The organism is Streptomyces sp. NEAU-sy36 (assembly GCF_013423905.1).
In the GTDB taxonomy this organism is placed as follows: Bacteria; Actinomycetota; Actinomycetes; order Streptomycetales; family Streptomycetaceae; genus Streptomyces; species Streptomyces misionensis.
Window position 1 is genome coordinate 8169697 of sequence record NZ_CP058977.1, and the last position, 13576, is coordinate 8183272.

A 13576-nucleotide genomic window follows, 5' to 3' on the forward strand; every position below is an offset into this window, starting at 1 on the left:
AACCGCGTCCGCCGAACCTCCGCCGCGTGCGAGAGACCCCCGCCCGGAACGAGTCGTCCGGGCGGGGGTCTCCGTCACGCCAGCAGGGACGGGATCGTGTTCTCGTGGGCCGCGCGCAGGTCGGCCAGGGGGAGGGTGAACTCGCCCTGCACCTCGACCGTGTCGCCGTCGACCACACCGATGCGGGTGACCGGGAGGCCCCGGGCCGCACACATGTCGTTGAAGCGGACCTCCTCCGAGCGCGGGACGGCCACGAGGGCGCGGCCCGCGGACTCGGAGAGGAGGAAGGTGAAGGCGTCCAGGCCGTCGGGGACGATCAGGCGGGCGCCCTTGTCACCGAGCAGCGCGGACTCCACGACCGCCTGGATCAGACCGCCGTCGGACAGGTCGTGCGCCGAGTCGATCATGCCGTCGCGGGAGGCGGAGATCAGGATCTCGGCCAGCAGCCGCTCGCGCTCCAGGTCCACCGCCGGGGGCATGCCGCCGAGGTGGTCGTGGATCACCTGGGACCAGGCCGAACCGCCGAACTCCTCGCGGGTCTCGCCGAGGAGGTAGAGCAGCTGGCCCTCCTCCTGGAAGGCGACCGGGGTGCGGCGGGCCACGTCGTCGATCACGCCGAGGACCGCGACGACCGGCGTCGGGTGGATCGCCGCCTCGCCCGTCTGGTTGTACAGGGAGACGTTGCCGCCCGTGACCGGCGTGCCCAGCTGCTTGCAGCCGTCCGCGAGGCCGCGCACCGCCTCCGCGAACTGCCACATCACCGCCGGGTCCTCCGGCGAGCCGAAGTTCAGGCAGTCCGAGACCGCGAGCGGCTTCGCGCCCGTCGTCGCCACGTTGCGGTACGCCTCCGCCAGCGCCAGCTGCGCACCCGTGTACGGGTCCAGCTTGGCGTACCGGCCGTTGCCGTCCGTGGCGATGGCGACGCCGAGGCCGGTCTCCTCGTCCACGCGGATCATGCCCGAGTCCTCGGGCTGGGCCAGCACCGTGTTGCCCTGCACGAAGTGGTCGTACTGCTGAGTGATCCACTTCTTGGAGGCCTGGTTCGGGGACGCGACCAGCTTCAGGACCTGGTCCTTCAGCTCCTGCGAGGTCGCCGGACGCGGCAACTTGTTCGCGTCGTCGGCCTGGAGGGCGTCCTGCCAGTCGGGGCGGGCGTACGGGCGCTCGTAGACCGGGCCGTCGTGCGCCACCGTGCGCGGGTCGACGTCCACGATCTTCTCGCCGTGCCAGAAGATCTCCAGCCGGTCGCCGTCGGTCACCTCGCCGATGACGGTGGCGATGACGTCCCACTTGGCGCAGATCTCCAGGAACCGCTCGACCTTGTCGGGCTCCACGACCGCGCACATGCGCTCCTGCGACTCGCTCATGAGGATCTCCTCAGGAGACAGGGTCGAGTCGCGCAGCGGGACGTCGTCCAGGGTCACGCGCATGCCGCCGGAGCCGTTGGACGCCAACTCGCTGGTGGCGCAGGACAGTCCGGCCGCGCCCAGGTCCTGGATGCCGACGACCAGCTTCTCCCGGAACGCCTCCAGGGTGCACTCGATGAGCAGCTTCTCCTGGAAGGGGTCGCCGACCTGGACCGCGGGGCGCTTCGACGGCTTGGCGTCGTCGAAGGTCTCGCTCGCCAGGATCGACGCGCCGCCGATGCCGTCGCCGCCGGTCCGGGCGCCGTACAGGATGACCTGGTTGCCGGCGCCGGAGGCCTTGGCGAGGTGGATGTCCTCGTGCCGCATCACGCCGATGGCACCGGCGTTGACCAGCGGGTTGCCCTGGTAGCAGGCGTCGAAGACGACCTCGCCGCCGATGTTGGGCAGGCCCAGGCAGTTGCCGTAGCCGCCGATGCCGGCGACCACGCCGGGCAGGACGCGCTTGGTGTCGGGGTGGTCGGCGGCGCCGAAGCGCAGCGGGTCGACCACTGCGACCGGGCGGGCGCCCATCGCGATGATGTCGCGGACGATGCCGCCCACGCCCGTGGCCGCGCCCTGGTAGGGCTCGACGTAGGAGGGGTGGTTGTGCGACTCCACCTTGAAGGTGACCGCGTAGCCTTGGCCGACGTCCACCACGCCGGCGTTCTCGCCGATGCCGACGAGCAGCGCGTCGGAATCGGGCGCCTTCTCGCCGAACTGGCGCAGGTGGACCTTGGAGGACTTGTACGAGCAGTGCTCGGACCACATGACCGAGTACATGGCGAGTTCCGCGCCGGTCGGGCGGCGGCCGAGGATCTCCACCACCCGCTCGTACTCGTCCTTCTTCAGGCCGAGTTCGGCCCAGGGCAGCTCGACGTCGGGGGTCGCGGCCGCGTGCTCGACCGTGTCCAGAGGCGTCCGGCTCATGCGTTGACCAGCTTCTTGAGGATCGAGGTGAAGAAGGGGAGGCCGTCGGTACGGCCCGTACCGATCAGCGGCTCGACGGCGTGCTCGGGGTGCGGCATCAGGCCGACGACGTTGCCGGCCTCGTTGGTGACGCCGGCGATGTCGCCCAGCGAGCCGTTGGGGTTGAAGTCGAGGTAGCGGAAGACGACGCGGCCCTCCGCCTCCAGCTTGTCGAGCGTGTACGAGTCGGCGACGTACCGGCCGTCCATGTTCTTCAGCGGGATGTGGATCTCCTGGCCCTGGCGGTAGTCGCCGGTCCAGGCCGTCTCCGCGTTCTCCACCCGCAGCTTCTGGTCGCGGCAGATGAAGTGGAGGTGGTCGTTGCCGAGCATCGCGCCCGGCAGGAGGTGGGCCTCGGTGAGGACCTGGAAACCGTTGCAGATGCCGAGGACCGGAAGACCGGCCTTCGCCTGCTCGATGACCGTGTCCATGACCGGCGAGAAACGGGAGATGGCGCCGGCGCGCAGATAGTCGCCGTAGGAGAAACCGCCGGGCAGCACCACGGCGTCGACCTGCTTGAGGTCCTTGTCCTTGTGCCACAGGGCGACCGGTTCGGCGCCCGCGAGACGGATCGCGCGCTGGGTGTCCCGGTCGTCCAGGCTCCCCGGGAAAGTGACGACGCCAATACGAGCGGTCACTTCGCCGCCTCCGCGACTTCCGCACCCTCTTCGACCTTGACGGTGAAGTCCTCGATCACGGTGTTGGCGAGGAAGGATTCCGCGAGATCGCGGATGCGGGCGAGCGCGGCCTCGTCGACCGGCCCGTCAACTTCCAGTTCGAATCGCTTTCCCTGACGTACGTCCGAGATCCCGTCGAAACCCAGGCGCGGCAGCGCACGCTGGACCGCCTGGCCCTGGGGGTCGAGGATCTCCGGCTTGAGCATGACGTCGACTACGACGCGTGCCACTGGCACTCCCGGTGTGTGGTGCTGAGCAGGTTCCTTCAGACTACCCGCACAAAATTTCTACGCGGGTAGAGTTGGAGGAAACTACGTGAGGCGCATCACGATCGGGTGTCGGAGCCCGACCGCCGTGAAAAGTTCTGGGAAAGTTCGACAGGCCGCCCGCAACCCCTATTGCACCCGGACACGCGGACGGTTTTAGTCGGGCTTCACATTGCATTGCCGGGCACTGTACAAATGAATTGGCAATAGCCGATACTCGGTACGTCGACGCCGCTTGAGCTGTATCGACGTGCCGCACGAAGGGACCGATATTCGTGGCGCAAAAGGTCGTGGTCACTCTCTTTGACGACATCGACGGCTCGGAAGCGGCGGAAACGATCGCCTTCGGACTCGACGGCAAGTCGTATGAGATCGACCTGAACGAAACCAACGCCAAGAAACTGCGCAAGGCGCTCGCGCCCTACGTCGAGGCCGGCCGCAAGAGGTCGCGCTCCGGCAAGGCGTACAAGCAGACCGAGGTGGCGCCCGATCCGGCGGCCGTCCGCGCCTGGGCCCAGGCCAACAAGATGGACGTCCCCGCGCGCGGGCGCATCCCCAAGAAGGTCTACGAGGCGTTCAGCGCCGCGCAGTGAGGCGGCGGCACAAGGCCCGCGAAGGGGCGGCTCCCAGGGTCCGTCAGCGGGCCCTGGGAGCCGTGCGGTTGGGCCGCCCGAGGCGCCGGCCGGGCCCGCCGGGGAGCCGGGAAGGGGCCCGCGGGGGAACCGACTTGCGCAACCCCCCTGTTGATCAGCTAATGTCTGAGTCACGCCGAGGGGCGAGGCCGAAAGGCCGAAACCCCGAGGATCGTGCGGGTGTAGTTCAGTAGTAGAACATCCCCCTTCCAGGGGGAAGGCGCAGTGTGCGATTCCTGTCACCCGCTCTGGCACCGGTCGTCACGACCACTCCTGTGGATCAGGTAGGCTGGTGCTCGCACCGATCGGTGGGAGCCGGTCGGGAGCAGTGCGGACGTAGCTCAGTTGGTAGAGCGCAACCTTGCCAAGGTTGAGGTCGCGAGTTCGAGCCTCGTCGTCCGCTCCAAGGGAAAACCCCGGTCTTCGCGACCGGGGTTTTTTCGTTTCCCGCCGTACGCGCAATCGGCTTCTCCATCGCGCGCGGGAGATCTCCCCGCCGCCGAGACCGGCGAATGCCGGCAGGATCTGCGACCACCCGGCGCGAGCGGCGTGACGGTCGCCACATATCCCGGCCGAGCCGCCGGGCCGTCGGACGTTGGTCGTCACCGGGCACGGGCGGTCCGGCATCCGAAGCGGGCGCTCGCGACGGGGTACGCCGGTTCACGCCGAAGAACCTCGGCGCACGGCGGCCTCCGGAGACCGTCGGTACCGTGCACACCGGAAACCGTTGCGCGGAAACCGAGTTGGCGGCCGGCGCGGTCTCCGCCGGGGTTCGCCGCCGACCGCGTGGGAGGCAGGGGCACGGGAGCCGGCCGCCGGCGGGGCGCCGGTCGCGGAGATCGCCGGGTGCGGTGCCGCACTCGCTCCCCCGACCGGCACCAAGATCGCTGCGGGTACGGCACACGACAGTGCGTCTCACACACGAGCGAGGTTGGGTATAGTAGCTGTCGCGCCACGGCGCAGTGCGGACGTAGCTCAGTTGGTAGAGCGCAACCTTGCCAAGGTTGAGGTCGCGAGTTCGAGCCTCGTCGTCCGCTCCACGGAAAAGACCCCGGTCCACTGGACCGGGGTCTTCTTCGTTCCCTAGGACCAGCGGATGCCGGTCAGGCGCTCGTAGGCCTCCACGTACTTGGCGCGCGTGGCGTCCACCACCTGCTGCGGCAGCGGCGGCGGGGGCTGCTCGCTCCTGCGGTCCCAGCCGGACTCGGCGGAGGTCAGCCAGTCGCGCACGAACTGCTTGTCATACGACGGCTGCGCCCGGCCCGGCTGCCATTCGTCGGCCGGCCAGAAGCGGGAGGAGTCCGGGGTGAGCACCTCGTCGGCGAGGACCAGCTCGTCGCCGTCGAAGCCGAACTCGAACTTGGTGTCGGCCAGGACGATCCCCCGGTCCCGGGCGATGTCCCTGGCCCGGGAGTACACGGCGAGGGTGGCCTGGCGCAGTTGGGCGGCGGTCTCGGCGCCGACCTGGCGGGCGACCTCCTCGTAGGAGACGTTCTCGTCGTGCTCGCCGACCTCGGCCTTGGTGGCCGGGGTGAAGATCGGGGCGGGCAGCTCGGAGCCGTCGACGAGACCTTCGGGGAGGGCGAGGCCGCAGACGGTCCGGGACTCGTTGTACTCGACCAGGCCCGAGCCGGTGAGGTAGCCGCGGGCCACGCACTCGACCGGGACCATCTTCAGCGACTTGCACACCAGGGTGCGGCCCGCCCAGTCGGCCGGGGCGCCCGCGGGCAGCTCGGTGGAGATCACATGGTTGGGGGCCAGGTCGCGCAGCTGGTCGAACCACCACAGGGAGAGCTGGGTGAGGACGCGGCCCTTGTCGGGGATCTCGGTGGGGAGCACCCAGTCGAAGGCGGAGATGCGGTCACTGGCGACCATCACGAGGTCGCCCGCCTCGTTCCGGTACAGGTCCCGCACCTTTCCGGTGTGCAGGTGCACCAGGCCCGGAACCTCTGTCGGCTCGGGCTTTTCTACGAATCCGGACACGGTTCCTCCCCGTGGTTCTGTCCAAGTGCCTCGATTCTCCCTTATGGGAGGTGAACCGCGGTCGGGGGGTCGGTCCGGGGGTACCCCGGGACGTGCGGGTCAGTCGCGTTTGCAGATGCGGTCCAGGAGATTGGCCGTGGCGCGCTGGATACGGGGGTCCACATGGCCGGGGCGGTCCAGGGCCGGGGACCAGGCGAAGGTGCCGGAGGCGAACACCCAGGCGCCCGAGGGGGCGCGGTACAGGGAGGTCTCCTGGTGGCGCAGCGTTCCTGCGGTGTCGGTGTACGGGGAGTGGGCGAGCAGGATGCGCTCGTCGTGCTCGGGCAGCGGGGTGCGCGGGAAGTACCGGTCGGCCTCGCCCGCGACCAGACCCGGGATCTCGTCGCCCTCGTGCGTGCCGGTCGCCTCCCACAGCCAGTGCCCGGCGTTGCGCACGATCAGCGGGCGGGGTTCGGGCACCCGGCCCGCGTACTGGATGCCGATCAGCTCCTGTTCCGGCCGGTCGACCTCCCGCCACAGCACCGGCCTGCCGGGGCCCTTGCGCTTGCGGCAGGTCAGCAGCCGGTCGGGCACCCCGGACGGCGACGGCCCCAACTCGACCTGCCAGTACATGGTGTTGGCGGAGAGGAAGACCAGTGAGGTGCCGTGGTCGCGGGCCCGCTCGGCCGCGCGGCGCATGGGGCCCGTCCAGTACTCGTCGTGGCCCGGGAAGATCAGGCCCCGGTAGCGGGTGGGGTCGACGCGGCCGGCGTGCAGATCGCGGGCGTCGGCGTAGGCGAGGTCGTAGCCGTAGCGCTCGGCCCAGCGGATGACGTCGTAGGCGTGCCCGACGTGCAGCGGCAGGCCCGCGCCCGCGTACGGCCGGTCGAAGGAGACCGTGGTCGCCGCGTCGGCCTCGCCGAGCAGCCGGCCCTGTTCGTCCCAGGCGTGGTAGAGGCTGGCGCCGGTGTGCCCGTCCTCCGGGTAGAGGTTGTACGCCTGCCAGGTGACGTCGGGCAGCAGCAGGAGCAGATCGGCCGGGCGGTCGTCGCGGACGGTGAACGGCACGTGGGAGCGGTAGCCGTCGGCGGTCGTCAGCACGGCCACATAGGCGCCCACGCTCCAGTGCGAGGGGACCTGGAGGCGCCAGGACAGCCACCAGTGGTGGCAGGAGACCGTGCGGTCGGCGGCCAGCGGCCGGGGCTGCACGATGCCGGACAGCCGGGGGCTGGTGGTGATCTTGGCCGCGCCGTCGCCCGCGTAGTGGCCGATCCGGTAGATGTCGACGGAGAACTCCTGGGGCGGGTCGACCGTGATGTGGAAGTCGATCGCCTCGCCGGGCGCGACCGCGCCGGTGGCGGTGAAGCCCTTGATCTGCCGGTGCACGTCGTCGGCCGAGCGGGGGCCGCCCGGGGAGGTGCGCGGCGCGGGGACGCGCCCGGCCGCCGTGGTGTGCTGCTGGGGGACGGCCTCGACGTACCAGGGCACCACATGACCGGTGTCGTCGAAGTACGTCTCGCTGCCGCGCAGCCAGGGCACCGGGCCCAGGCCGAAGGGATCCGTCACGGCGTGCGCGAGCGCTCCGGACTCCCAGCGGCGGATGTGGTCCGAGGCCATGGTCGCTCCCCTCCCCCGAGCCCACCGTGTCCTGTTCGGGCGGGGCTCGCGGTGCTCGGCCGTGCTGTCGTATGTCGCATGCCTTTGCCAGGTGCGTGATGGTCCCCAGCACATCACATAAAGCACGGGGACGGTCACCATTCGTTGCGAATTAACCTAAGTGGCAAACCAACCCAAGGGGCACATCAGCCCAAGGGGCAACCGGAATCGGTCAGACGAGGCGTATCGGCTTCTCGGGGCGTATGCCCGCGGCGGCCAGCCAGTCGCGCAGCGGACCCGGGTCGCCCCGCTCGATCAGGCTCAGCACCCGGGGGGTGAGATCGGCCGCCCGCTCGCCGTGCAGCAGCAGGGAGGGGCCGTCCAGCCAGTCCAGGGCCGGGACCGCGCCGGCGGTGTCCACGGCCGCGCAGCACACCATCGCCGTGACGTGGTCGGCGAGCAGTTCGCGGGCGGTGCGCGGAGGTTGCAGGGGGACCAGCGGCAGCGCGCCGCCGTCCCAGAGGGTGCTCGGCGGTCCCTGTCCCGCGGCGGTCGCGCCCCGCGGCACGGCCGTCTCCTCGCGGGCCACCGCGGCGCTCAGGCCGGCGGCGAGGACGGCGCTGCGTTCGGTGCCGGGGTCCTCGTCCGGGTCCTCGTCCGGGCCGTCGGGCGCGTGGTCGTACGGGACGAGCGCGGAGCCGGGGGCGGCCGGGGCCGGGGCGGCACCGGTGGACGCGGTGCCCGCGTCGTCGGCGTGGGCCGGAGAGGGGACGGCGGGGGGCTCGGTGAGGTGGTCCAGGACGCGGGAGAGGGTGGGGGCGGGCCGGGCGGGGCGGGCGCCGAGGGAGTCCAGGACGCGGTGCAGACGGGCCGCGTCGGTGCGCCAGGTCCGGTCCACGACCTCCTCCGGGTACGACTGCCAGTCCACCGGCGCCCAGTCGGGGCCGCACTCGGCGGGGCCGCCGTGGAAGAGGCGCGCGGCGAGCAGCGAGGCGGCCTCGTCCACCGTGCCGGGCTCCTCCAGGAGGTCGCAGGCGGGCCGCTCGCCGAGGCGGGAGGCGAAGCCCTCGGCGAGCCGGTCGCGCCGGGACAGCTCGGTGAGGGCGGCCACCACGCCCGCGTCCAGCCGGGAGGGCCAGCGCCCCATCCGCCAGGCGGGCAGCGCCACCCGGGTCAGCAGCCGGTCCCAGCCGGCGTAGGCGAGGCCGACCTGCTCCTGGGCGACGATCCGCGCGCCGTAGTCCACCGCCTGCGCCCGCTCGGCCGCCGCCGCGGCGACCCCGCGCTCCAGTTGCGCCGCGTGTTCCCGGCAGGCGCCCAGCAGCAGCCGGGCCACCCGGCCGAGGACCGCGCACGCCGCTCGGGCCAGCGGCCCCCGGCCGGGGGTGGCGGCTATGGCCGCCGTGGCGTCCAGACCGTGCACGAAACGGCGGGCGGCGGCTATGTCGGGGTGCGCCGAGGGGCCCGTACCGGCGACGACCGGGGCGAGGACCGCGCGCAGCTCGCCGACCCGCATCCACCACAGGAACGGGGAGCCGATGACGAGGACCGGGGCGACCGGCACCCGGCGCGGGGAACGGCGCCCACCGCCCGGTATGTCCGCCTCACCGGGCCCGGGGCGCGGCGGCGGGCCGTGGGCCGCGTGGGCCCGGTCCTCCAGCCAGCTGTCGCAGTCCGGGGTGAGGGCTATGGCGGAGGGCGCCGGCACCTCCAGCCGCTCGGCGAGGTCGCGCACCATCCGGTACAGGTCGGGGGCGGACTCCTCGGGGACCGGCACCGTGGGGCTCGTGGCGGGACGGGCCCGGGAGACGACCAGGGCGATCCCGGCGGTGGCCAGCAGGACGAGGACCGCGAGCACGCCCACGGCCCAGCGGGCGGCGTCCCACCCCGGGCCGACCAGGTGTCCGGTGACCGCACCGGCCAGCAGAATCACCTCGGCGCCCGCGGGCAGCACGGCCACGCCCAGGGCCCGGCCCCGGACCCGCAGCACCGCGAGGGCCCGGGAACGCGCGGCCTGCGCGCCCGCTTCCACACCGATTCCGCTCACGTGCCGACCTCACCCCCTCCCCTGCCGATGCCGTGCCGTCCTGGCGCTGTTCACTCCCCCACTGTGGCACTCGTCACTGACAACGCAATGCCGGTGGGCCAAGTGCCGGAACGCTTGCGCGGCACCCTAGTTGCGGCCCCGGCCCGCGTCAGCCGTATGGGCGATTGCTCACTCGATGGAATGGCTTTGGTCAGAGCTGGGTGACAGACAGCAAAGATCAGGCCCCGGATTTACTCCGGGGCCCGAGGGGTTCTTCCAGGGTTGCGCGGGGTTCGCCCGGCGGTACCGGACGGCCGGTCAGACCGCCTGGGACGCCGCCTTGGCCGCGATGTCCGTGCGGTGCTGCGAGCCGTCGAGCCCGATCCGGCCCACCGCCCGGTACGCCCGCTCGCGCGCCTCGGTCAGGTCCTTGCCGGTCGCGGTGACGGACAGCACGCGCCCGCCCGCGCTGACCACCGCGTCGCCGTCCCGCCGGGTGCCCGCGTGCAGCACGTAGGCGTGCGGGGCGTCCTCGGCGGCCACCTCGTCCAGACCGGTGATCGGGTCGCCGGTGCGCGGGGTGCCGGGGTAGTTGTGCGAGGCGACGACGACGGTGACGGCCGCGTCCTCGCTCCAGCGCAGCGGCGGCAGGTCGGCAAGGTTGCCGGTGGCGGCGGCCATCAGCAGCCCGGCCAGCGGGGTCTTCAGGCGGGCCAGCACGACCTGGGTCTCCGGGTCGCCGAAGCGGGCGTTGAACTCGATGACCCGCACTCCCCGCCCGGTGATCGCCAGACCGGCGTAGAGCAGGCCGGAGAACGGCGTGCCGCGCCGCCGCAGTTCGTCCACCGTCGGCTGGAGCACCGTGCGCTGCACCTCGTCGACCAGCTTCGGGTCGGCCCAGGGCAGCGGCGAATAGGCGCCCATGCCACCGGTGTTGGGGCCCTCGTCACCGTCGAGGGCGCGCTTGAAGTCCTGCGCGGGCTGGAGCGGTACGACGGTCTCGCCGTCGGTGACCGCGAACAGGGACACCTCGGGGCCGTCGAGGAACTCCTCGATCACCACGCGCTCGCAGGCGGCCGCGTGCGCCTTGGCGGTATCCGGGTCGTCGGTGACCACCACACCCTTGCCGGCCGCGAGCCCGTCGTCCTTGACGACATAGGGAGCGCCGAAGGCGTCGAGGGCCTCGGCGACCTCCTCCGCGGTGGTGCAGACGTACGACCGGGCGGTCGGCACCCCGGCCGAGGCCATGACGTCCTTGGCGAAGGCCTTGGAGCCCTCCAGCCGGGCGGCCTCGCCGGACGGGCCGAACACCGGGATGCCCGCCGCGCGCACCGCGTCGGCGACCCCGGCGACCAGCGGGGCCTCCGGGCCGACGACGACCAGCTCGGCGCCGAGCCGCTGCGCCAGCGCGGTCACCGCGGCACCGTCGAGCGCGTCGACCTGGTGCAGCTCGGCGACCTCGGCGATGCCGGCGTTGCCGGGGGCGCAGTGCAGCGCGGTGACGTCGGGATCGAGGGACAGGGAGCGGCACAGGGCGTGTTCGCGGGCGCCGCTGCCGATGACGAGGACGTTCACGGGGTCAGCCTAATGGCAAGGTTGCCGAAGGCCGGGGGCCGGGGAAGCCGTAGGTTCCTCCAAGGGACCGCCTCGCGGCCCGCCGCCCGTCACCGAGTGCCCGGCACCCGTCACTCGTTGGTGAACTCCTCCACCACCGTGGCCCCCAGCTCCCGCACGATCAGTTCGTGCCCGGAGAGGGCCGACTCGTCCAGGTCGGGGTCGTCGTCCTCCGGGATGTCGTCCTCGATGGAGACGGGCGGCGGCTCGGGGGCCGCGGCCGGCCGGGGCGCGGCCGGGCCGGACGCCGCGCGGGGAGCGGCGGGGGCCTGCGGTGCGGACGGGGTGGCCGGGGCGGGCCGGGCCGCGGCGGGTGCGCCGTATCCACCGCCGCCGGACGCGCCCGCGCCGGGGCCGCCGTAGCCACCGCCGCCGTGACCGCCGCCGCCGAAGCCGGAGCCGCCCGGGGCCGGGGGCGCGGAGCCGCCGCCGGACGGGTCGACGATCGCCTCGATCTTCCAGTGCACGTTGAACTGCTCGGCCAGCGCGGCCCGCAGCACGTCCTCGCTGCCGCTGCCGGCGAAGTTGTCCCGGGCGCCGGCGTTGACGAAGCCGAGCTGGAGGGTGGTGCCGTCGAAACCGGTCACCTGGGCGTTCTGGCTGAGCAGGATCCAGGTGAAGCGCCGGCGGTTCTTGACGGCCTCCAGGATGTTCGGCCAGAGCACGCCGGGGTCGAGACCGCCGGCCGGGGCTGGCGCGGGCGCCGCCTGGGCCGCCGGGGCGGGAGCCGGCCGCGCACCGGCCGGGGGCCCGCTCTGGGCCGGGGCCTGGCCCTGGGGTCCGCCCGGCGCGGCGGCCGTGGGCCAGCCGCCGGGGCGCCGCCCGCCACCGGCGGGAGCGGCGGTGGGCCAGGCGCCGGGAGCGGCGGCCGGGGCGGGGGCCGCTTGGCCGGCGGGGGCGGGCACGGCCTGGGCCGCGGGCGCGGGCTCGGGGGCTACGGGCGCGACGGCAGGCGCGGCGGGGGCAGGCGGTGCTGCGGATGCCGGAGCGGGCGCCGGTGCCGCGGATACCGGAGCGGGTGCCGGTGCCGCGGATGCCGGAGCGGGTGCCGGTGCCGCGGCGCCCGCACCGGGGCCGGCGCCCTGTGCCCGCACGGCCGCCCGCGCCGCCGCGGGTCCTCCGCCGGGCGGCACCGCCGCGGCCGGGGCGCCGCCGTGCGCCTCCGGCCCGGGGACGTACCCCATGGCCGGGGCACCGGCGCCGCCGGAGAAGTTGACGCCGCGCTCCAGGCGGTCGAGGCGGGCCATGACGGAGCGCTCGTCGCCATAGGCGGCGGGGAGCAGCACGCGGGCGCAGATGAGTTCGAGCTGGAGGCGGGGCGAGGTGGCGCCGCGCATCTCGGTCAGACCCTCGTTGACCAGGTCGGCGGCGCGGCTCAGCTCGGCGGCGCCGAAGGTCGATGCCTGGGCCTGCATGCGCTCCAGCACGTCGGCCGGGGCGTCGATGAGCCCCTTGTCGGCGGCGTCGGGAACGGCGGCGAGGATCACCAGGTCCCGGAGCCGTTCGAGCAGGTCGGCGACGAAGCGGCGCGGGTCGTTGCCGCCCTCGATGACGCGGTCCACGACCTCGAAGGCCGCCGCTCCGTCCCCGGTGGCGAAGGCCTCCACGACGGAGTCGAGGAGGGAGCCGTCGGTGTAGCCGAGGAGGGCGGTGGCCATGGCGTACGTCACACCGTCCGCGCCCGCGCCCGCGAGGAGCTGGTCCATGACGGACATGGAGTCACGGACGGATCCGGCGCCGGCGCGCACGACCAGGGGGAGCACGCCGTCCTCGACGGGGATGTCCTCCTTCTGGCACACCTCGCCGAGGTAGTCCCGCAGGGTGCCGGGCGGCACCAGCCGGAAGGGGTAGTGGTGGGTCCGGGACCGGATGGTGCCGATGACCTTCTCGGGCTCGGTGGTGGCGAAGATGAACTTGAGGTGCTCCGGCGGCTCCTCGACCACCTTCAGCAGCGCGTTGAAGCCGGCCGACGTGACCATGTGGGCCTCGTCGATGATGTAGATCTTGTACCGGCTGCCGGCCGGCCCGAAGAAGGCCTTCTCGCGCAGCTCACGGGCGTCGTCCACGCCACCGTGGGAGGCGGCGTCGATCTCGATGACGTCGATGGAGCCCGGGCCGTTGCGCGCCAGGTCCCGGCACGACTGGCACTCGCCGCACGGGGTCGGGGTGGGGCCCTGCTCACAGTTCAGGCAGCGGGCGAGGATGCGCGCGCTGGTGGTCTTCCCGCACCCACGCGGCCCGCTGAACAGGTACGCGTGATTGACCCGGTTGTTCCGCAGCGCCTGCTGCAGCGGGTCGGTGACATGCTCCTGCCCGATGACCTCGGCAAAGGTCTCCGGACGGTAGCGGCGGTACAGCGCGAGAGACGACACGCTTACGAGGTTATAGGCGCCCACCGACAACCGGCCCCGCCCGCCGACGCCGGGCGCCC

Annotated in this window: 9 protein-coding genes and 3 tRNA genes; 4 read left to right on the plus strand and 8 right to left on the minus strand. The window is 72.9% G+C overall.

The window, feature by feature from the left end; translation table 11 throughout:
• Positions 1–74: 74 nt before the first annotated feature.
• From purL to purS, 3 genes are read right to left on the minus strand one after another with little or no spacing between them, the layout of a single operon-like run.
• Entirely contained in the window at positions 75–2333 is a 2259-nt protein-coding gene (gene purL, locus HZZ00_RS35970; protein WP_180330200.1) for a phosphoribosylformylglycinamidine synthase subunit PurL, read from the minus strand.
• Positions 2330–3010: a phosphoribosylformylglycinamidine synthase subunit PurQ gene (gene purQ / locus HZZ00_RS35975; RefSeq protein ID WP_180330201.1), complete on the minus strand. Its 681-nt coding sequence runs from the start codon at positions 3008–3010 to the stop codon at positions 2330–2332. The genes purL and purQ overlap by 4 nt, the downstream gene beginning before the upstream one ends.
• On the minus strand, positions 3007–3279 hold the full coding sequence (purS, locus tag HZZ00_RS35980; RefSeq protein ID WP_180330202.1) for a phosphoribosylformylglycinamidine synthase subunit PurS: 273 nt from the start codon (positions 3277–3279) through the stop codon (positions 3007–3009). The genes purQ and purS overlap by 4 nt, the downstream gene beginning before the upstream one ends.
• Positions 3280–3590: 311 nt before the next feature.
• On the opposite strand from purS, the gene HZZ00_RS35985 reads away from it, so the two are divergent.
• The 4 genes from HZZ00_RS35985 (at position 3591) to HZZ00_RS36000 (ending at position 4987) form a co-directional block, all read left to right on the plus strand.
• A complete protein-coding gene (locus HZZ00_RS35985) occupies positions 3591–3908 on the plus strand; it encodes an Lsr2 family protein (RefSeq protein ID WP_031164632.1) in 318 nt (105 codons plus the stop codon).
• A 215-nt stretch (positions 3909–4123) separates the two neighbouring features.
• Positions 4124–4195, plus strand: a tRNA-Gly gene (locus HZZ00_RS35990).
• Positions 4196–4277: 82 nt separating this feature from the next.
• Positions 4278–4353: transfer RNA gene (locus HZZ00_RS35995), tRNA-Gly, on the plus strand.
• A 558-nt stretch (positions 4354–4911) separates the two neighbouring features.
• Positions 4912–4987 (plus strand) — tRNA-Gly (locus HZZ00_RS36000).
• A 43-nt stretch (positions 4988–5030) separates the two neighbouring features.
• Here HZZ00_RS36000 and HZZ00_RS36005 read toward each other — a convergent pair.
• The 5 genes from HZZ00_RS36005 to HZZ00_RS36025 form a co-directional block, all read right to left on the minus strand.
• Positions 5031–5930 (minus strand): phosphoribosylaminoimidazolesuccinocarboxamide synthase, encoded by a 900-nt coding sequence (locus tag HZZ00_RS36005; protein ID WP_180330203.1) that lies wholly within the window; start codon positions 5928–5930, stop codon positions 5031–5033.
• Between the two features lie 99 nt (positions 5931–6029).
• A complete protein-coding gene (locus HZZ00_RS36010) occupies positions 6030–7526 on the minus strand; it encodes a N,N-dimethylformamidase beta subunit family domain-containing protein (RefSeq protein ID WP_180330204.1) in 1497 nt (498 codons plus the stop codon).
• 211 nt (positions 7527–7737) lie between these two features.
• Complete coding sequence (locus HZZ00_RS36015) at positions 7738–9552, minus strand: hypothetical protein (protein ID WP_180330205.1); 1815 nt, start codon at positions 9550–9552, stop codon at positions 7738–7740.
• Positions 9553–9849: 297 nt separating this feature from the next.
• Entirely contained in the window at positions 9850–11106 is a 1257-nt protein-coding gene (gene purD / locus HZZ00_RS36020) for a phosphoribosylamine--glycine ligase (RefSeq protein ID WP_180330206.1), read from the minus strand.
• Positions 11107–11216: 110 nt separating this feature from the next.
• Positions 11217–13517: a DNA polymerase III subunit gamma and tau gene (locus tag HZZ00_RS36025; RefSeq protein ID WP_180330207.1), complete on the minus strand. Its 2301-nt coding sequence runs from the start codon at positions 13515–13517 to the stop codon at positions 11217–11219.
• Positions 13518–13576 lie beyond the last annotated feature (59 nt).

Excerpts from the sequence above, each read along its gene's own strand:
- purL (WP_180330200.1), bottom strand. The coding sequence starts at position 2,333 with ATGAGCCGGACGCCTCTGGACACGGTCGAGCACGCGGCCGCGACCCCC.
- HZZ00_RS36010 (WP_180330204.1), bottom strand. The coding sequence starts at position 7,526 with ATGGCCTCGGACCACATCCGCCGCTGGGAGTCCGGAGCGCTCGCGCAC.